Consider the following 20,905-nt stretch of genomic DNA (forward strand, 5'->3'; position numbering starts at 1 on the left):
TTACTTCATTTTTCGACTAGGCATCATTTGCACCTAGCTATTAATAGTTTTGTAATTTATATACTGGGGAATTTTCGTGCTTGATCAAAAACAATTAATTTACACTTACACGCAATGCGGCACTAATCGCGAACGGTGTTAACGTTAATGCCCCCATAAACATTGCGCCTAATACCGCTAATTGCCCGTTGTAAGCCATTCCAAGTGATGCGGCATCAATCGCTGATGTCGCAAAAATCAACACTGGTATATACAAAGGCAAAATCAATAAACTGAGTAACACGCCGCCTTTTTGCAGCCCAACGGTTAATGCCACCCCAATAGCACCGATAAAACTCAATGTTGGCGTACCCACCAATAGGGTTAAGACGACCGCAAGCCAGGTATTAAAATCAAGCGATAACAGAATGGCCAGCAGAGGACTAATCAAGATAAGAGGTAATCCGGTCAGCACCCAGTGCGCAATCACTTTCGAGATCACCATTAATGGCAAAGGCACCGGCATCAGCATCATTTGCTCAAGCGCACCATCTTGAAAATCGTCACGCAGCAATCGCTCTAATGACAACAACGCCGATAACAACGCCGCAACCCAAACAATGCCTGCGGCAATGCGCGCCAATAAGTTCGGCTCTGGGCCAATACTTAATGGGAACAAGGTGATCACTATGATGAAAAACCATAGTGGGTTAAACACGTCCGCTTGGCGACGAAACGCAATCAATAGCTCACGTCGAATAATTGAATTCATTATGCCTAGCACGGTTAACCACCCAACTTGATTTTTCGTAATTTTGGATTGTCCGCAAACATATCTTGGTGTGTGGTTAACACCACTATGCCACCCTGCTCAGCATGTTTGAGAAACAACGCTTCCAATACTTTAACGCCCTGCTTATCGATCGCGGTCAACGGCTCATCTAATATCCACAGTTTATGGTCACTCAACCACAAGCGAGCCAACGCAACACGACGTTGTTGCCCTGCCGATAGCTGTGCGACGGGAACGTCTTCGCGCCCGGCAAGGCCCACTTTCACCAGTGCATTATAGATCGTCTCTTTATCAGCTGGTTTTTTACTATGGATCGAAATGTAAAATCTGAGATTTTCGTAAGCGGTTAGCTCACGTTTTATTCCCGTTTGATGGCCTAGAAACAGCAAATCTTGATGGTATGCATCTCGGTTTGATTCAATCGATTCATTGTTCCAGAAGATCTCACCGTCATCACGATCACCTAACCCTGTCACAATACGCAGCAAAGTGGTTTTACCGGTGCCGTTTCGACCCTCTATCTGAACGAGTTCGCCGCCCTCTATGGTAAAAGACAGAGATTCAAACAAAACTCTTTCATCACGAATCGCAGTTAATTGTTTTACTTCAAGCATGTGCTGCCACTAAAAGAATTGAAGTAGGTATCTTACCACAGCCACTTTTTGACAACATAGTGCTAGAGCTTTACGAATCACGAAACTAAGTAAGAAGTTATTAATATTTATCTATAATCTGACGCAACTGTCATTATTTAGTTACAACCGTTCACGCATCGGCCCTTCGGTATTTTTTACCAACAAAAAAGGATGCCATAGGGCATCCTTTTTATTTTATTTCATCTGCATCCGTCGGCGTTTCTGCAACGACTGGTCAGGCATCCCCTCAAGCGGTGGAATTTTTTCTCGACCTGACAATTTGTTTTGCAAAGACATCATCAACTCAGCCTCTGCTTTTGGCAGCTCGCATTCTTCTATCAACTCATTTAAATCGGCGCCAAGCTGAACCATCTTCGTCGCTCGTGAATACATGCGACCATCACCATCAGCTTGCTCTAGTTCTTTAATTCGCTGTAGAAGATGTTGAATAATATCTTCTTGCTCACTCACTTTTTGGCCTAAACCAATCACAACTGAACGAACCTCTAAAAGCTGTTTATTGGCTTTTTGCAGTTCTCTTTCAAGGTGACGCTGCTGTTGTCGGCTTTGCTCGGTCGCAAGTCGCTGGTTACGTTTCAATCGTAGTACACTAAATAGCAATACCAATAATATGAACGAGATCACTCCTGCTGTAATAGCAGGAGCTTGGTTAAACCAGCCAGTATCAATATTCATTACAGATGAGCCATCTCATCCCATTCTTCGTCAGAAAGCAGTTTATTCAGATCAACGAGGATCAGTAGCTTACCTTCACGGTTGCTTACGCCTTGAATAAACTTAGCACTTTCATCCGTACCAACGCTTGGCGTGGTATCAATTTCAGAAGAACGTAGGTAAACCACTTCGGCTACGCTGTCGACTAAGATGCCGATAACTTGATGCTCGGATTCGATAACGATAATACGTGTGTTATCGGTGATTTCGCCTTCCATCAAACCAAAGCGAGAACGTGTATCGATAACAGTTACCACGTTGCCACGAAGGTTGATGATACCTAGAACATAGTCTGGAGCACCTGGTACTGGAGCAATTTCCGTGTAACGTAGAACTTCACGTACTTGCATTACATTAATGCCGTACGTTTCTTCTTCTAGCTGAAACGTAACCCATTGAAGTACTTCGTCATTTGACTGATCTTTTCTTACTTCAAGTTCGCTAGTTTGAGACATACCTTAACCTCTCTAAGCCCTTATTGGCGTACTTTTCTAATTGTCTAATGCTTTTACATCAAGTCCAGCATTTAGCATAGTGATCAATGCTTCAACATGGATCAAAGCGCACATTTTTTCTTTCACCATGCCTGCTAGCCATGGTCGTTTACCCGCGGTTTCTCGCCAGCGAACCTTTTCAGTATTGAGGAGCTCTGTCCCCATTAACTGTGTCGAGGCTAAGCCCCAAAGACTCGCACCGAGCATCACAATATACTTGTACTGTTCTTTATATTCATCATCGAGCAGCTTATCTGGCATCACCCATTTTGCCGTATCGACAACATCGAACTGAGCATCACGTGTTGATTGTAAACCAAGATACCATGTTGGACGACCAATCAAGTGACTCAGCGTTGACAGCTGATGAATACCACCAAGTTCGTCAAGCGGAACAGCAAATGTCACGCCATTCACATCAAAATAGAGCACCTGAAAATCTTGCTCACGCTGGGTACTTTGCCAAGTACCACTCAGTAAGCCACCCGCTTGGGTTTCTGGAATACTTTGAATGTCGGTCGTAAGCTCGGGTTCAGCTTCACTCATTGTTGGTTGAGAGAAAACCAGTTCTGCTACTTGCTCTTGAGCAACATCAAACGTTGCTAATTCGAGTTCAACCTCTGGAACTTCTTCAACATAAGGATCAACATCCCATTCTTGAATTTCGTCAACCAGTTGTTTAGCTTGAACTTCTTGCGCGATCTGGACGGTATTCTGATCCATCACCTGATCCAGCTCAAGCTCTTCAACAGGATTTGAGGCTTCGAGCTGTTTCAGCAACCGTTCAACATCTTCAAGGTTAGGGACTTCAATCTCTGCCGTCACCGGATGATAGAAGTAGGTCTCTTGCGACGTTTGAATCATCGGCTCAAGTGTATAGTCATTGGCTTCTGGCTCTGGCTCTGGCTCTGGCTCTGGCTCTGGCTCTGGCTCTGGCTCTGGCTCTGGCTCTGGCTCTGGCTCTGGCTCTGGCTCTGGCTCTGCAAGCACTGTATCGTCTAAATCGGGCGTCACAAGTGCTTGTAACTCTTCGTCTTCAAAAAGCAGTGAAGTAAAGTAGTCGTCTAGCGCTTGCTCACTCGAAAGTAGTGTCTCTTCACTCATTAATTGCCAGCCTCTCTAGATGCAGCAGCAATTGTTTGTAAGCAAAGACACCTCGACTGCCGGAGGCAAAGTGAGAAACCGGTAGATGCTTAATACTTGCATCTCTAAATTTGGTATCAATCGGCACTGCCGACGACCAAACTTGATTTGGATAATCTTTCTTTAACTGCTGCAACGTTTGCAATGACGCTCGAGTTCGCTTGTCATACATAGTTGGGATGATGGTGACTTTAAACGGTTTATTGCGCGACTTCTGCATAATAGCCAAGGTTCGCACCATGCGCTCTAGCCCTTTCATCGCCAAAAATTCTGTTTGTACCGGGATCAAAATACGATCACTAGCTGCCAAGGCGTTGACCATCATGACACCCAAAATCGGCGGGCAATCAATCAACACGTAGTCATAGTGATTCTTCACCGCTGCCAAAGCACGTTTCAGAATTAATCCCATGCCACTGCGGTTGCCCATCACACGATCAAGGGTCGCCAAAGACATGTGCGCTGGAATAATATCGATACCTTGAATATCGCTATCCATCACCAGCGGCATCACACTATGTTCGGTAAACTCTTTTAGCTGAAACAGATCGAACAAGCTAGAAGGCACGTTATCAGAGTCATAACCCAAATAAGTTGTCAGCGAGCCATGTGGATCGGTATCCACGAGTAATACTCGCTTACCTTGTTTGCTTAACAAACCAGCCAACGTAATGGTGGTCGTGGTTTTACCCACCCCACCTTTCTGGTTTGCAATACTCCAAACGATCATTGCCTTACCTCTAAGCTAGGCCGACTTCGACCAGCATACGCTCTGCAATGCGGTCGAGCGGAAGATCTTCAGTAGAGATACCCGCTTTAGCCACTGCTTGAGGCATACCGTACACAACACAGCTTTCTTCATCTTGTGCCCAAATGGTTGCACCCGCTGTTTTCAGCATACGCGCACCTTCACGGCCATCTGCACCCATACCCGTAAGTACCATCGATAGTACTTTGTCGCCGTAGACTTTTGCCGCACTGCCAAATGTCACATCAACGCATGGCTTGTAGTTCATGCGCTCACCACCATCGATAATGCGCAATTTAGCACTACCCGGGCGGCCTTCAATCATCATCTGTTTGCCACCAGGAGCAAGGTAAGCCACACCCGGTCTTAGCGCATCACCATCGGCAGCTTCTTTTACTTCAATCTTGCACAGCGAGTTCAAACGGCTGGCAAAAGCGGCAGTAAATGTCGCAGGCATATGCTGGATCAGCACAATCGGATGCGGATAGTTCACTGGTAACTTGGTCAAAATTTTCTGCAAAGCCACTGGCCCACCTGTCGAGGTGCCAATTGCGGTCAGTTGATATTTTTTACCACTCGCCTTAAATCTTGCAGCCGGTGACAACGTACGTGCAGCCGGAGCTGCTGTCGGAGCACTACGTAGAGATGACGTGGTCGTCGCTCGCGTCGCCGCAGTAGCAGCGGTCGTAACTGGACGTGGCGCAGCAGGACGACGCATAAAGTTGCGGCGCGCTGCGATTTGAATGACACGTTGTTGCAGTAAGCTCACCGCTTCGTCACGGTTACGAGCAATATCTTCAAACTTTTTCGGTAAGAAATCGAGAGCGCCTGCATCCAGTGCATCTAACGTGGCTTTAGCGCCATCGTGAGTCAGTGATGAAAACATCAAAATTGGAATCGGATTAGAGGCCATGATTTCACGGACGGCTGTGATACCGTCCATCACTGGCATTTCAATATCCATCGTAATAACGTCAGGTTTAAGCTGCAGCGCTTTCTCTACTGCTTCTTTTCCGTTGGTCGCCACGTCTAAAACCTCTAGACGTGCGTCGGAATTAATAATCTCACTGACTCTACGACGAAAGAAACTTGAATCGTCGACGACTAAAACTCTTATTGCCATGATTTTCCTTTAATTGTTCAACGATTAATTAGATTCGAGAAGCTGATGCGTAACGCTTTAGTAAATCTGGCACATCTAAAATCAAGGCAATATGACCATCACTTGTGATCGTCGCACCCGCCATACCTGGCGTACCTTGAAGCAAATTATCTAGTGGCTTAATCACCACCTCTTCTTGACCAATCAGGGTATCAACAACAAAGCCAACGCGCTGACTGCCCAATTGCACAATCACTACATGCCCATGGCCTTTACGCTGTTCAACAAAGCCAGCACGTGGCGCGAGCCAGTTTTGTAAATAGAACAATGGAATCGATTTGTCGCGAACGATAATCGTCAACTGCCCATCAACCACGTTGGTACGGCTAAGATCAAGGTGGAAGATCTCATTCACACTTGCCAATGGTAAAGCAAATGGGTGGCCTGCAACGCCAACCATCAAGGTTGGTAGAATCGCAAGGGTCAACGGCACTTTGATGGTAATTTGGGTGCCTTTACCCATTTCAGAATCAATGTCGATTGAACCATTTAGTGTGTTAATCGCCGTTTTCACGACATCCATACCCACACCACGACCTGAGATATCAGAAATTTTCTCTTTACTCGAGAAGCCCGGCATAAAGATCAGGTTGAAACACTCTTTATCAGTCAAGCGTGAAGCGGCATCTTCATCCATCATCCCGCGTTTAACCGCAATACCACGTAGTACGTCAGGGTTCATACCGCCACCATCATCGACGATGGCCAACTGAATATGATCCCCTTCTTGTGCCGCAGAAAGGATGACTTTACCAGTGCGTGATTTACCCGCTTTTACGCGGTCTTCTGGCATTTCGATACCATGGTCAACTGAGTTTCGCACCAAGTGAATCAATGGATCCGCAAGGGCTTCTACTAAGTTTTTATCCAAATCAGTATCTTCACCACGCATTTCCAGCGTGATGTCTTTGTTTAGGCTACGAGCAAGATCTCGAACAACACGAGGGAAGCGACCAAATACTTTCTTAATTGGCTGCATGCGTGTTTTCATCACCGCACCTTGCAAATCGGCAGTCACGACATCAAGGTTTGATACCGCCTTCGACATTTCTTCGTCAGCACTATTTAAGCCTAGGCTCAATAATCGGTTACGAACCAATACCAATTCACCAACCATGTTCATGATGATATCGAGTGTCGATGTATCGACACGAACGGTAGCTTCTGCTTGTGTTTTCTTCGCCGGTACTGGCGCTTCTTTTTTTGCTGGCACGGCTTCAGGCGCGCTAGCAACTGGAGCTGGCATCACCGGTGGTGGTGCAATCGCCTCTGGCGCAGCCGCTTGAGGTGCTTCAACTTGTGCTGCTGGTTTGGTGGCAACTTCAAGCTCTTCAGGGCTTGGGCCTTTACCTTGTCCGTGCAATTCGTCGAGTAATTTTTCAAACTCGGCGTCTGTCATTAGATCTTCATCACCTGAACTCATGGTAGGTGCTGGAGCTGCCGGCGCTGGAGGTGCACTCGCAACAACGTTCTCTTCTTTACCAGGGCCCTTACCTAGACCATGAAGTTCATCTAATAACTTTTCAAATTCATCATCAGTGATATCGCCACTAGCAGCCATCGCTGGCTCTGGTGCTTTAGGGGCAGGTGCTGGCGCTGAACCAGGAGCAGCCCCTGAACCATGTAACTCATCCAATAACTTCTCAAACTCATCCTGCGTGATTTCATCGATCGAACTTGCCGATGATGCTGCAGGCGCGGCAACTGGCGTTTCTACGATTGGGGCAGGCGCTTCGATAACGGGTTCAGCGACAGGTGCAGCTACGACAGCTTCTTCCGCTGAAGCTGGTTTGCTTAGACGATGTAATTCATCAAGAAGAGATTGTTCAGAAGGAGGAAGAGGTTCGCCATCTTGCACCGCTTGGAACTGCACGTTAACGGCATCCAATGCACGAAGCATCGTATCCATAAGATCTGCCGTTACTTTACGCTGACCATTACGCAGAATATCAAACACGTTTTCTGCGCCGTGACAGGTATCAACCAGTTCCGTTAGCGCCAAGAAGCCTGCACCGCCTTTTACCGTGTGGAAACCACGGAAAATCGCATTAAGCAGATCTTTATCATCCGGGTTATTTTCAAGCTCTACCAACTGCTCTGAAAGCAGTTCGAGAATTTCACCCGCCTCAACTAAAAAGTCCTGAAGAATATCTTCGTCTAAATCGTAGCTCATAAGTTACCTCTAAAACCCAAGACTTGAGAGTAAGTCATCGACTTCGTCTTGTGATGAAACCGCATCCGCCCTCTCATGAGGGTTTAATATTGGCCCCTCAGGGTCAGTTGATGCTTTTTTCTTGTTGTTAGTCGCGTCGGATTCTTGTTTATCGTCACCGAACGCCGTAAGAATATCACCGAGGCGGAGTTCAACCTCGTGCACTAACTCAATAACACGACGGATGATTTGTCCGGTTAAGTCTTGGAAATCCTGAGCCATAAGAATATCGGTCAACAGGCTATGTAGTTCACTACTATTCCCTTCAACTTGCCCTAACAGTTCGTCAATACGGTGGCAGAGAGCTTTAAATTCCGTAAGCTCAATCTTGCCATGCATCAACTCATTCCATTGTGGACGTACCTTGAGTAAGCCATCGTGAAGGCTGTCGGCAATCGGCATACATCGATCCACCGCATCCATCGTTTTGTTCGCTGCAACTTCTGTTTTTTCAATGACGTATTGGAGGCGTTCCCTTGCATCAGGAATTTCGTCATTGGTAAGTTCAGCGATACGGTCATCAAGGCGAAATTGCCTAATCGACTCTTGTAGCTCACGAGTCAATTCGCCGATTTCCTGCAACATAGGTTCGCTAGTCGCATCGTTGATATTTTTTACAAGAGCATCTGCTTCCTGCTGCTGACCACTTTCTAACAGTTCAACGAGTTGTTTTGCCTGTTCTAATGAAATCATTACTAATTGGCCTTTGTCGCCGAATAGCTAATGTCAAATAATTGACTATAAGCGCTCAAAAATTTTGTCTAACTTTTCTTTCAATGTTGCTGCTGTAAACGGTTTTACAATGTAACCATTTACGCCGGCTTGAGCGGCTTCAATGATCTGTTCACGTTTCGCTTCTGCGGTGATCATAAGTACAGGCAAGTGCTTAAGCTCTGCATCTGCACGAACATGTTTCAGCAAGTCGATGCCTTGCATTCCTGGCATGTTCCAGTCAGTCACGACAAAATCGAAATCGCCCTTCTTGAGCATAGGCAATGCAGTTAAGCCATCGTCCGCTTCTTGGGTATTATTGAAACCCAAATCACGAAGTAGGTTTTTAACGATGCGGCGCATTGTTGAAAAATCATCAACAATAAGGATTTTCATATTTTTATTCAAAATTGCCTCCACTGAGTATGATGTCAGTGATTTCTAGTCATTATCTGTCCACGCACTTAATTTAGTACGCAGACGTTGCATTGATTGGCTCAGGATTTGGCTAACGCGTGATTCGCTAACTCCAATCACTTCACCGATTTCTTTTAGGTTCAACTCTTCGTCGTAGTAAAGAGATAGCACTAAAGCTTCACGCTCCGGTAAAGATTTTATCGATTCTACCAGAGCTTTACGAAAAGATTCATCCGCAACACCTTGAAACGGTGAATTTTCTTCCGAGTCATCATCCGATTTGATGACATCGTCAGATACGCCCAAGTCTTCGATCCCTACTAAGCGAGAACAATTTATATCTGCCAATACGCTGTGGTATTGATTCAGACTCATCCCAACAAAATTTGCCACTTCGGCATCTGTTGGGTCTCGATTTAGTTGTCCTTCTAAAGTTGCAATGGCTTGGTTAAACTCACGACTGTGTTTATGCACTGATCGTGGTACCCAGTCTCCACGACGAATGTCGTCTAGCATAGCGCCACGAATACGGATTCCAGCATAGGTCTCAAAACTCGCCCCTTTGCTGCCATCATAATTCTTTTGCGCTTCAAGAAGGCCAATCATTCCCGCTTGGATAAGATCCTCAACCTGGACACTTGGTGGCAGACGGCCAAGCAAGTGGTGAGCAATACGTTTCACCAACACCGAGTATTTTTCTAAAAATGCTCGTTGACTGTTGTGATTGCCGTATTGGTCATAGGTCAATGCCTTATTCACCAAATGGTTCCTCTAATGGTTCTGGTCGATTTAGTAATCGTTCAACGAAAAATTCCAAATGTCCGCTTGGAGTTTTCGGAATTGGCCATGTTAACGCTTTGTTCGCTAATGAACTGAGTGCTAATGCAGCAGGTGAACGCGGAAACGCATCCACAACAATTTTTTGCTTTTTAACCGCTTGTCGCACTTTATCATCTAGTGGGATACATGCGACTAGCTCAAGGCTCACATTCAAGAATCTCTCTGTGACTAAGGTCAACTTTGCAAACAATTCTCGGCCTTCGCGGTAGCTTCTGACCATATTTGCAACGATTTTGAAGCGTTGGACCTGATGTTCTTTACTTAGGAGTTTGATCAATGCGTAGGCATCGGTGATCGATGTTGGTTCATCACACACCACCACAACCACATCTTGAGCCGCGCGTGAAAAACTGATCACCATGTCTGAAATACCCGCGGCTGTATCAATCAGCAGCACGTCCATTTCATCTTCTAAGCTACCAAAAGCACGAATTAGCCCAACGTGTTGCGCGTGGCTTAACTCAGTCATCGCCTGCGCTCCCGAAGTGGCAGGGATGATTTTGATACCGTGAGGGCCTTCAACAATGGCATCTGCTAGTTCACACTCACCCGCAAGAACGTGGCCAAGGTTGCGCTTCGCTCTAATACCCAACATCACATCAACGTTGGCTAGACCTAAGTCCGCATCTAAAACCGTGACCTTTTTGCCTTGGCGAGCCATGCAAATAGCAAGGCCGAGAGTAACATTTGATTTACCCACCCCACCTTTACCGCCGGTGACCGAAATAACCTTGGTTAATGATGGTTGTGTTAGGCGGCGTAATCCGCTTGCTTGGTCTTGAATCATATTCTCTATCATAATCGTCGCCGCCTAGAACCTTTCTACTTCACTATTCCAATAGTGAGGTTCATCGTCCGCCGATTTCTCTAATAAATCATTCGCTTTTGCCACCATGTACTTGGGCTGAGCTATGACGATATCTTCTGGTACGCGTTGTCCGTTCGCGATATATGCTACAGGCAATGCATTTTGTACTACGACACTGACAAACTCACCTAAGCTAAGTGACTCATCGAGCTTGGTTAAAATACAGCCTGAAAGTGGTATACGCTTAAAATGGTCGATGGTTTCTTGTAATACTTTGCGCTGTGCCGTGGCGGGTAAAACAAGATAGCTGTGAATGACTTCATCGCTATTTTGCATCAAGGTATCCAGTTGTTCAGATAATCGAACATCTCGCTGTCCCATCCCTGCCGTATCCACCAGAATTAAGCGACGATGGCGTAACTGATATATTACATCGGCTAACTCGTTGGAATCTTTAGCGACTTTTACTGGACAACCCATTATTCTGCCATAAATGGCGAGCTGCTCATGCGCACCAATACGGTAGGTGTCGGTTGTAACCAGTGCGACGTTGTCAGAACCGAACTCCATTGCAGCACGGGCGGCCAGTTTTGCTACCGTGGTGGTTTTACCCACCCCCGTTGGCCCTAACAGTGCCACTACTCCACCGCGTTTTAGAATATCTTGTTTGGAAATAGGCACTTGATCGGCCACTAAGCCTAGTAGTGCTTTCCACGCCTTTTTCGGCGGGGTGTCTTCCGGGATATAGCAAGCCAGCTGGTCAGCCAACTCAGACGATAAGCCCATACGCTCTAATCGTTTGATCAGCATGGCGCGCAATGGTTCGCGACGCTCCACTTCTTGCCACATCAAACCGGACACTTGATGCTCTAATAAACGCCGAATTGAAGTCATCTCTTCGCGCATATCAGTCAATTCTTCGTTTGATACCGCTTGCTCACGCGGTTGACCACGCTCATAACGAGAGGGATCTAACTTTGGTGCCGGGCGCTCAATACGACGATCTTCCGCAATCAGACGTGCGAGAGGTGAATCTTCTTTTAGTTTGATATCGCTCGCGGAGGTTTGATTGCGTAGCGAGTGTTGTCGCTTAAGCAGTGCCGTTAGTGAATCTTCACCGGGTGACGCTTCTGGCTCTTCATAACCGCCTTTGCTGTTGCTGTATTGCTTGAGCATGCTAGCAAAGCGCTTGGTCATCGAGCGGCCGTTCTCGGCGCTTGCATTCAAGCTAACACGGTCGTCATCTAACTGGCGAGATTCCTCGCGCATGGCCAAACTTGGCGAGATTTGGGTTTGCGTTTGCGCTTGAGCAGCTCGTGGTCTTGAGCCGTAGCTACTGCTCGACTTGGCAGCTGCGGTATCGCCATCAACTGCAGCGACAATCTCTACCCCACCAGCGACTTTTTTATTCGACATGATCACCGCATCGACACCAAGTTCGTCTTTCACTTGGAGTAATGCCGTTCTCATATCCTTGGCAAAAAATCGTTTAATCTTCAAAGTCGATATCCATTATTGGTCGTAACAGAACTAATTACCTACCGCTTGTACGATGCGAATCTGTTTCTCATCAGGGATCTCTTGATAAGAGAGTACGCGCAATGTCGGTATTGTATTCTTGACGAATTTCGCGAGAGTCGAACGTAATACGCCCGAAGTCAGCAGCACAGCTGCCTCCCCTTTTAGCTCTTGCTCTTGCGTTGCTTGGCTCAGTGACATTTGCAAACGCTCAGCAAGACCTGGCTCAATACCGGCAGACTCTCCTCCGGATGCTTGCATGGTTTGATGCAAGATTTGTTCCAGCTCAGGAATTAAAGTAATCACCGGCAACTCTGGCTCTATGCCATTGATTTCCTGAACAATTAGTCGCTTAAGCGATATGCGCACAGCTGCAGTAAGAATGTCAGCTTCTTGACTCTTAGCTGAGTATTCCGACAAAGTCTGAACAATAGTGCGGATATCACGAATGGGAACCCCTTCATTAAGCAAGTTTTGCAGCACTTTTACCACAACACCGAGCGGCAATTGATCCGGCACGAAGTTTTCGACTAACTTCGGCGTACTGCGGCCAAGCATTTCCAATAGGTTTTGGACTTCTTCGTGACCAAGTAGCTGTGATGCGTTATTGGTGAGGAGTTGGCTTAAATGGGTTGCCAGCACGGTGGATGAATCCACGACGGTGTACCCGAGCGCTTGCGCATGTTCGCGGTAATCTTCTCGGATCCACGTCGCTTCCAAGCCAAATGCAGGGTCGATGGTTACTTCACCTTCAATCATGCCGTAAACTTGACCCGGGTTAATCGCAAGCTCTTGATCGGGGCGAATTTCCGCTTCACCCACGGCGACACCCATTAGCGTAATACGGTAACTATTTGGCGTTAACTCAAGGTTGTCGCGAATGTGTACCGCGGGGATCAAAAAGCCAAAATCTTGTGAGAGTTTCTTTCGCACCCCTTTGACACGTTCCAGCAGTTCGCCACCTTGATCTCTATCAACCAAGGGAATCAAGCGATAACCGACTTCTAGACCGATAATATCGACTGGCTGTACATCTTCCCATGACAGCTCTCTTGGTGTTGACGGTTCCGCTTCTTGCAAGGCTGGAGGGTTGGCTTTTTCCTCGCTCTTTTTCTGTTGTTTGCGATACATCCAGTAAGCACCACCACCCGACATTGCCGCTAACAGCAAGAAGGCAAAATGTGGCATACCCGGCACGATCCCCATGATAAACATGATGATCGCAGTAACCGTCAGTGCTTTCGGATTATCAAACAGCTGGAAGACAAGCACTTCACCCATGTCTTCATCAGTATTCTGACGCGTCACCATGATCGCGGCGCCAATAGAAAGAAGTAAAGAAGGGATCTGCGCAACCAAACCATCACCGATGGTTAGTAGCGTGTAGATTTTCATCGCTTCACCAAAGCCCAGTCCATACTGCGCCATACCAATAGCGAGGCCACCGATAATGTTGATGAAGAGGATCAAAATACCCGCGATGGCATCGCCTTTAACAAACTTTGACGCACCATCCATCGAACCATAAAAGTCAGCTTCTTTGGTCACTTCTTGACGACGAGTACGTGCTTGATCTTGATCGATAAGACCGGCATTCAAATCCGCATCGATTGCCATCTGTTTACCAGGCAACGCATCCAAGGTAAAGCGAGCGCTTACTTCCGAAATACGTCCCGCACCTTTGGTAACAACCATGAAGTTGATGATCATCAAAATGATGAAGACCACGAGGCCTACGGCGTAGTTACCACCGATAACAACATTACCAAACGCTTCAATAACGTTACCCGCCGCACCTGGCCCTTCGTGACCATAGAGTAAAACCACACGGGTTGAGGCCACGTTCAGCGCCAAACGTAATAGTGTTGCAATCAGCAGTACGGTAGGGAAAGCAGCAAAATCGAGTGGACGTCGGGTGTAAACCGTTACCAGTAGTACCACCATCGACAGTGCGATGTTGAAGGTAAAAAACAAGTCGAGCAAAAAAGCCGGGATGGGTAGAACCACCATCGCCAAAGTCGACAACACCATAACAGGTGCGCCAATGGCCGGTAATGCGCGTTGGGGTAACGGAGGTAACTTATCCGCAAATGGCAAAGAAAACTTCATAGACTCGTGGCTATTTCGACTAAAATTAGTGGCTTACGTTTATAGTAAGCCACTCATGCAAATTTTAGTCCACCGAAAATGTCAAAATTATGGCACTGCGATGGAGCTTGGCGGTTAAGGATTGATGTTCCAAACTAAACGACCGCGACCCGCATCAAGATCATACTCAATGCACACTACCCCAGAGGTTGGGAACATAGGGGGAGCGATGTCTGTGACAAAATCCGCCGTCAAGTAACCGACTAACGGAAGATGCGATACCAACAATACCGACTGTAATTGCTCTACCTCGGCAAGTGCACGGATATATTCAACAACGGTCGCAGAGTCACCATACGGCGTAATATCATCGCACTCTTCAACGTGTTTGGCTGCAAACAGCGGCGCAATCTCTTGCCACGTTTGTTGGGCGCGTAAGTAAGGGCTAACGAGCACCCTGTCAAACTGCTGAACACCTTGAGCAACACAACGCTGGGCAACCGAATAAGAGGCTGTTCGACCATGAGTCGTTAATGAACGATCTTCATCACTCGAAGCAAAGTGTTCTGCTTCACCGTGGCGCATTATCACGATTTTCATATTATTTCCTGTGGTGTGAGATCGTAGGCCTTCTCACAACATCTCTTGGGCATGAGTAATAAAATTAATTATATCAAGTAACTTGCCAAAGACTCGGACTTTCTTAACAATCTTAAGGGTAAGCTCGAGGTTTTTGTTTCAATCGCTGTGTGAGCAGCGATGTCCGTGTTGTTATAGCACATCTTTGGCACCGCAATTTGCACATAGATGAGCGAACTCATTGACTCGGAAATTGGAAAACTGGCAGCGTTTTAAAACGCGTACATACTTACTGTCTACGTTAACGCATGGAGAATGATTGTGCATGTAAGCCCAAATGATACAAATCAATACCGATACTGCACTCTAAGTAATGGCTTAAGGGCGTTATTAATTCACGATGTACATGCGCAGAAATCGGCGGCTGCGCTCGCCGTTAACGTCGGTCATTTCGATGATCCGATCGATCGCCAAGGTATGGCGCACTATCTAGAGCATATGTTATTTCTTGGTACCGAGAAATACCCAAAGGTTGGTGAGTTCCAAAGCTACACCAGTCAACATGGTGGTACAAACAATGCTTGGACTGGTACTGAACATACCTGCTTTTTCTTCGATTGTGACCCGAACGCATTCGAAAATAGCCTTGACCGTTTTAGTCAGTTTTTTAGTGCTCCGCTATTTAATGCCGAAGCGCTAGATAAAGAACGCCAAGCCGTCGACTCTGAATATAAGATGAAACTCAATGACGATTCTCGCCGCTTATATCAAGTCAACAAAGAGATCATCAACCCAGAGCACCCATTTGCTAAATTCTCGGTTGGTAATCACGAGACATTAGGCGATCGTGACGGAAAATCGATTCGCGATGAGATCATTGCCTTCCATCAACAGCACTACTCAGCCGATTTAATGACGCTCGCACTCGTCGGACCGCAAACACTCGATGAACTCGAAGCGTGGGCGAATGAAAAGTTTGCGACCATCACTAACTTAAATCTCGCCAGCAAGCAAATCGATGTGCCATACACCGACCTACGCTCCACCAGCATTTGGGTTAACGTTGAGCCTGTCAAAGAGATTCGTAAGCTAATCTTAACCTTCCCAATGCCAAGCATGGAAGGCTATTACCGCAGTAAACCTCTCTCTTATTTTGCCCATCTGCTCGGCTATGAAGGAGAAGGCAGTTTAATGCTGGCGCTAAAAGATGCTGGTTGGATCACCTCGCTCTCTGCCGGCGGAGGCGCTAGCGGCAGCAATTATCGTGAATTCACTATTAGCTGCACATTAACCGAGCACGGTTTAGAGCATACCGACAACATTATTCAAGCCATCTTTAATTATATTGCAGTGATCAAAGCACGTGGTTTTGATGACTGGCGCTACTATGAGAAACAAGCGGTTTTGGAATCGGCATTTCGCTTTCAAGAACCGACACGCGCGATGGATTTGGTTAGCCACCTAGTAATTAACATGCAGCATTACGCCAGTGAAGACACAATTTATGGCGACTTCATGATGCAAGAGTACCAACCTGATCATCTACGAGCGTTAGCGCAAAACTTTACCGTTGATAACCTTCGTGTCACGCTGATCGCCAAAGATCTCGATTACGATGAGCAAGCTAAGTGGTACTTTACCCCCTACTCAGTCGTGCCTCTAAGTCAACAACAACGTGAGTTTTATCAGCAACCTTGCGGGCTCAAAATGGCGTTGCCAAGTCGCAACCCTTTTATTTGCTATGACCTCACGCCAAAAGAGTTAGAGACGGAATCCGACGTCCCAACACTATTACAAGATTTGCCCGGTTTTAAGCTGTGGCATCTGCAAGACAACGAGTTCCGCGTGCCCAAAGGCGTGATGTACATTGCTATCGATAGTCCACATGCCGTGGCAAACCCGGTCAACATCGTTAAGACTCGCTTATGTGTTGAGATGTTCCTTGATGCGTTAGCCACTGAAACCTATCAAGCTGAAATTGCCGGCATGGGTTACAATCTCTATGCGCACCAAGGCGGCGTGACATTGACCATTTCTGGCTTTAGTGAAAAACAGCCCGAACTGCTCAAAATGATCCTTAAACGCTTTGCGAATCGTGAATTTAGCAAAAAGCGCTTTGATACCATCAAAACGCAGCTATTACGTAATTGGCGAAATTCAGCACAAGATCGCCCAATTTCTCAGCTATTCAATGCCATGACTGGTATTTTGCAACCCAACAATCCACCTTACGCAGCCTTGGTAGAAGCACTTGAAAGTATCGAAGTCGAGTCACTATCGAACTTCGTACAAGCTATTTTGGCAGAGCTGCACGTAGAAATGTTTGTCTATGGAGATTGGACTCAGAGTGATGCTTTAGCACTAGGCGAAACGCTTAAAGAAGCCATGCGCGTACAAGATCAGCAGTATGAAGAAGCGCTGCGTCCGCTGGTTATGCTTGGTAAAAACGGTACTTTCCAGCGAGAGGTGGTTTGTAATCAGGAAGATTCCGCTATCGTTGTATATTACCAATGTGATGATACTAAGGCGAAGAGTATTGCGCTTTACTCACTGGCTAATCATCTCATGTCTGCCACCTTCTTCCATGAAATACGCACCAAGCAGCAGCTCGGCTATATGGTCGGTACTGGCAATATGCCGCTAAACCGACATCCCGGTATCGTGCTTTATGTGCAATCACCAAATGCAGCACCCAATGAGCTAATCAGCTCCATCGATGAGTTCCTAAATGCCTTTTACATGGTGTTGTTAGAACTCAATGAATATCAGTGGCACAGCAGTAAACGTGGGCTTTGGAATCAAATCGCCACGCCGGATACCACCTTACGTGGTCGAGCGCAGCGACTATGGGTTGGTATTGGTAACAAGGATGAAGATTTTAATCAACGCCAACGCGTATTAGCTGAACTCAAAAAATTGTCTCGCAGTGATATGATCCGCTTTGTGGTGAATGAACTGAAGCCACGTACCGCGAACCGATTGATCATGCATACCCAAGGCAATGCACATCAGACTGGTGCACCATTAAGCCTTGGGCAGGAAATCGGTTCAATTGACGAATTTCAACTACGAGCGAAAGACGTTGAATTAGGTTAATTTCACATCCCTATCAAGCTTGATTAATCTTGCTCTGACGCCACAATAGCCTTCAACGTATGCGGGTGAAGCTTAATGCACACCCCGTCATACTTAAAGGCTACCGTCGGATTATTCAAGCGTTCTCCCTCGCCTTTCGGGCTGGAGAGTTTTACTTTAACCCCCAAGTCCGCTAACTGTTCAAAACGTTCGGCAAATACCGGCAATTGACGTAGCAAATCAGCCAAATAGTCTTCTGCGGTTTGTGCCATTGAAGGGATCACAAACTCAATGTGTTCCCAACTTTCATTTGGGTAACTTTTACCTGGTGCAGGATAAGGTAATTCAAGGCACTCGATATGCCAGCCATTACTGTTTAATGGGCGGTCAAACGCAATCACCACGATAGGACGTCCGTTAATTTCCGCTAACGAAATGACCTCGCCATACGCTGACCATGCTTGATGTGCTTGCACAGCAATCTCAGTATCGTTGATACGCAATGCGATATGATCGGCTTGTGCTGCCGAGAAATCCAAGCCAATACGTTCCGCCAATGCTTGTATCTTAGCGGTAAACAGATCTAGATCTTGCAGCATTTGTTGCGGTGTTAAGCGTTTAACTTCCAATTGTGCTGTCATTTCTGTTCTCATTTTTATGCCGAAATGGGGTTGGCTATAGTAATCGCAAACATTGTCAATTTCTATTGGCTATAAAAAGTCTAAATTTCATCTTATCCTCTCTATATGGCAAGCAATAAAATTGTTATCATTAGCGCCATTTTTGTGAACTCCAACAGAACTCAGCCATAATCATGTTGAGTTCTTCGTCCTTGAAATGAAGGAAACGCGTGTGAATATCCAAGCACTGATTAATGACAAAGTATCTCAGGCTCTCGAAGCCGCTGGCGCACCTGCAGGCAGCCCTGCTGTGGTTCGTCAATCTGCAAAAGCACAGTTTGGTGACTACCAAGCAAATGGTGTAATGGGCGTTGCTAAGCAACTTGGCACTAACCCTCGAGAATTTGCGCAAAAAGTACTGGATGTTCTAGACCTAGACGGTATCGCGAGCAAAACAGAAATCGCCGGCCCAGGTTTCATCAACATCTTCCTATCTGAAGAGTTTCTAGCAAAACAAGCAGAAGCAGCACTAAACGACGCTCGTTTAGGCGTAACGGCTGAAGAAGCAAAAACCATCGTAGCTGATTACTCAGCGCCAAACGTTGCAAAAGAGATGCACGTTGGCCACCTACGTTCTACCATCATTGGTGACGCAGTGGTTCGTACTCTTGAGTTCTTAGGCCACAACGTAATCCGTGCTAACCACATCGGTGACTGGGGTACTCAGTTCGGTATGCTGATTGCAAACCTTGAGCGTGTACAGCAAGAGTCTGGCGAAGTATCGATGGAACTTTCAGACCTTGAAGCCTTCTACCGTGAATCGAAGAAACTGTACGATGAAGACGAAGAGTTTGCAGCTAAAGCACGTGCGTACGTGGTAAAACTGCAAGGTGGTGATGAGTTCTGCGCAGAAATGTGGAAGAAACTGGTTGATGTTACGATGATCCAAAACCAGCGTAACTACGATCGCCTAAACGTTTCACTGACTCGCGATGACGTAATGGGTGAAAGTAAGTACAACGACATGCTGCCTAAAATCGTTGCGGATCTACAAGCGCAAGGCCTTGCGGTTGAAAGTGAAGGCGCGCAAGTTGTCTTCCTAGACGAATACAAAAACAAAGATGGCGAAGCGATGGGCGTTATCGTGCAAAAACGCGATGGCGGCTTCCTATACACCACCACAGACATTGCCTGTGCAAAATACCGTTACGAACAGCTAGGTGCTGATCGCGTGCTTTACTTTATCGACTCACGCCAACACCAGCACCTAATGCAAGCGTGGACTATCGTTCGCAAAGCTGGCTACGTTCCAGAATCAGTCTCTCTTGAGCACCACGCATTTGGCATGATGCTAGGTAAAGATGGTCGTCCATTTAAGACTCGTGCCGGTGGTACGGTTCGCCTAGCGGATCTATTGGATGAAGCAGAAGAGCGCGCTGCGCAGCTAATCGAATCGAAAAACCCAACACTAACAGCCGAAGAAAAGGCGACAATCGCAAATACGGTTGCAATGGCAGCGGTAAAATATGCAGACCTTTCTAAACACCGCACCACTGACTACGTGTTCGATTGGGATAACATGCTGGCGTTCGAAGGTAACACGGCGCCATACATGCAATACGCATACACTCGTGTCGCATCAATTTTCGCCAAAGCAGGTGTATCGATGGATGAGCTGCAAGGCGACATCGTTATCACTGACGAAAAAGAAAAAGCACTTGTGGCTAAACTGCTTCAGTTTGAAGAGGCTGTACAGTCTGTTGCTCGTGAAGGCCAGCCACACATCATGTGTGCTTACCTATTCGAACTAGCAGGTCAGTTCTCTAGCTTCTACGAAGCATGCCCAATCTTGGTTGCTGAAGATGCCGCTGTTAAACAAAGCCGTCTGAAAATGGCTGCACTAACAGCAAAAACCATCAAGCAAGGTTTGTCTCTTCTTGGTATCGATACGCTAGAGCGTATGTAAGCGAGAAGCGAGAAGCGAGAAGCGAGAAGCGAGAAGCGAGAAGCGAGAAGCGAGAAGCGAGAAGCGAGAAGCGAGAAGCGAGAAGCGAGAAGCGAGAAGCGAATAATTGTGGGGGTTGACGTGAGAGCGTCAACCCTTTCTTTTTTAAGGATAGAGAAAGATAGAGAGTCGAGAACGAGCTTCGCTCTATGGAAAGCTTTGCTTTTAGAATCGAGAGATAGCCTTGCTAGGTCTGCTTGCAAAATAGATCCCCAACTCGCTCGTCCCTCGCTCTTGAGGATGACAAAGTTTAATGCTGTCGCTGCTTTTTTCTGCGGAGAGCAAACCTTCGTCTATCATTCCTGCCAATCGGAAAACCTAAATTCGTCATTCCCTACAGTGA

Annotated in this window: 18 protein-coding genes; 2 read left to right on the forward strand and 16 right to left on the reverse strand. The window is 46.6% G+C overall.

Annotation, left to right across the window (positions count from 1 at the left end):
• Positions 1-94: 94 nt before the first annotated feature.
• From ccmB to sixA, 15 genes are all read right to left on the reverse strand, one after another.
• A complete protein-coding gene (gene ccmB / locus RH86_RS03550) occupies positions 95-751 on the reverse strand; it encodes a heme exporter protein CcmB (RefSeq protein WP_009385015.1) in 657 nt (218 codons plus the stop codon).
• A 14-nt stretch (positions 752-765) separates the two neighbouring features.
• Positions 766-1,386, reverse strand: coding sequence for a cytochrome c biogenesis heme-transporting ATPase CcmA (gene ccmA / locus RH86_RS03555; protein ID WP_005600242.1), 621 nt, complete (start codon positions 1,384-1,386; stop codon positions 766-768).
• 216 nt (positions 1,387-1,602) lie between these two features.
• Positions 1,603-2,103: a DUF2802 domain-containing protein gene (locus RH86_RS03560; RefSeq protein WP_009385017.1), complete on the reverse strand. Its 501-nt coding sequence runs from the start codon at positions 2,101-2,103 to the stop codon at positions 1,603-1,605.
• Positions 2,103-2,597 (reverse strand): chemotaxis protein CheW, encoded by a 495-nt coding sequence (locus RH86_RS03565; RefSeq protein WP_009385020.1) that lies wholly within the window; start codon positions 2,595-2,597, stop codon positions 2,103-2,105. Before RH86_RS03565 ends, RH86_RS03560 begins: the two co-directional genes overlap by 1 nt.
• A gap of 36 nt (positions 2,598-2,633) precedes the next feature.
• Positions 2,634-3,740, reverse strand: coding sequence for a chemotaxis protein CheW (locus tag RH86_RS03570; protein ID WP_009385022.1), 1,107 nt, complete (start codon positions 3,738-3,740; stop codon positions 2,634-2,636).
• Entirely contained in the window at positions 3,733-4,509 is a 777-nt protein-coding gene (locus RH86_RS03575) for a ParA family protein (protein ID WP_005600250.1), read from the reverse strand. Before RH86_RS03575 ends, RH86_RS03570 begins: the two co-directional genes overlap by 8 nt.
• A gap of 10 nt (positions 4,510-4,519) precedes the next feature.
• Positions 4,520-5,650 carry a chemotaxis response regulator protein-glutamate methylesterase gene (locus RH86_RS03580; RefSeq protein WP_009385024.1) on the reverse strand — a complete coding sequence of 377 codons (1,131 nt, stop codon included), beginning with the start codon at positions 5,648-5,650 and terminating at the stop codon, positions 4,520-4,522.
• Between the two features lie 28 nt (positions 5,651-5,678).
• A complete protein-coding gene (locus RH86_RS03585; protein ID WP_009385026.1) occupies positions 5,679-7,862 on the reverse strand; it encodes a chemotaxis protein CheA in 2,184 nt (727 codons plus the stop codon).
• A 9-nt stretch (positions 7,863-7,871) separates the two neighbouring features.
• Complete coding sequence (locus tag RH86_RS03590; protein ID WP_009385028.1) at positions 7,872-8,594, reverse strand: protein phosphatase CheZ; 723 nt, start codon at positions 8,592-8,594, stop codon at positions 7,872-7,874.
• 45 nt (positions 8,595-8,639) lie between these two features.
• Entirely contained in the window at positions 8,640-9,008 is a 369-nt protein-coding gene (gene cheY / locus RH86_RS03595; protein WP_005600258.1) for a chemotaxis response regulator CheY, read from the reverse strand.
• A 45-nt stretch (positions 9,009-9,053) separates the two neighbouring features.
• On the reverse strand, positions 9,054-9,788 hold the full coding sequence (locus RH86_RS03600; protein ID WP_009385032.1) for an RNA polymerase sigma factor FliA: 735 nt from the start codon (positions 9,786-9,788) through the stop codon (positions 9,054-9,056).
• Positions 9,781-10,668 carry a MinD/ParA family protein gene (locus RH86_RS03605; RefSeq protein ID WP_005600261.1) on the reverse strand — a complete coding sequence of 296 codons (888 nt, stop codon included), beginning with the start codon at positions 10,666-10,668 and terminating at the stop codon, positions 9,781-9,783. Before RH86_RS03605 ends, RH86_RS03600 begins: the two co-directional genes overlap by 8 nt.
• 12 nt (positions 10,669-10,680) lie before the next feature.
• Entirely contained in the window at positions 10,681-12,177 is a 1,497-nt protein-coding gene (flhF, locus tag RH86_RS03610) for a flagellar biosynthesis protein FlhF (protein WP_009385035.1), read from the reverse strand.
• A gap of 30 nt (positions 12,178-12,207) precedes the next feature.
• Positions 12,208-14,304 (reverse strand): flagellar biosynthesis protein FlhA, encoded by a 2,097-nt coding sequence (flhA, locus tag RH86_RS03615; protein ID WP_005600263.1) that lies wholly within the window; start codon positions 14,302-14,304, stop codon positions 12,208-12,210.
• 114 nt (positions 14,305-14,418) lie between these two features.
• On the reverse strand, positions 14,419-14,883 hold the full coding sequence (sixA, locus tag RH86_RS03625; protein ID WP_009385039.1) for a phosphohistidine phosphatase SixA: 465 nt from the start codon (positions 14,881-14,883) through the stop codon (positions 14,419-14,421).
• A 300-nt stretch (positions 14,884-15,183) separates the two neighbouring features.
• Between sixA and RH86_RS03630 the strand changes: the two genes are divergently transcribed.
• Entirely contained in the window at positions 15,184-17,958 is a 2,775-nt protein-coding gene (locus RH86_RS03630) for an insulinase family protein (protein WP_009385041.1), read from the forward strand.
• Positions 17,959-17,981: 23 nt separating this feature from the next.
• Here RH86_RS03630 and RH86_RS03635 read toward each other — a convergent pair whose 3' ends face one another.
• Complete coding sequence (locus RH86_RS03635) at positions 17,982-18,578, reverse strand: VOC family protein (RefSeq protein ID WP_009385043.1); 597 nt, start codon at positions 18,576-18,578, stop codon at positions 17,982-17,984.
• A gap of 211 nt (positions 18,579-18,789) precedes the next feature.
• On the opposite strand from RH86_RS03635, the gene argS reads away from it, so the two are divergent.
• Positions 18,790-20,523, forward strand: a complete 1,734-nt coding sequence (gene argS, locus RH86_RS03640; protein WP_009385045.1) for an arginine--tRNA ligase — start codon at positions 18,790-18,792, stop codon at positions 20,521-20,523.
• Positions 20,524-20,905: the final 382 nt, after the last annotated feature.

Source organism: Vibrio sp. N418 (assembly GCF_000222565.1).
GTDB classification, from domain to species: domain Bacteria; phylum Pseudomonadota; class Gammaproteobacteria; order Enterobacterales; family Vibrionaceae; genus Vibrio; species Vibrio scophthalmi.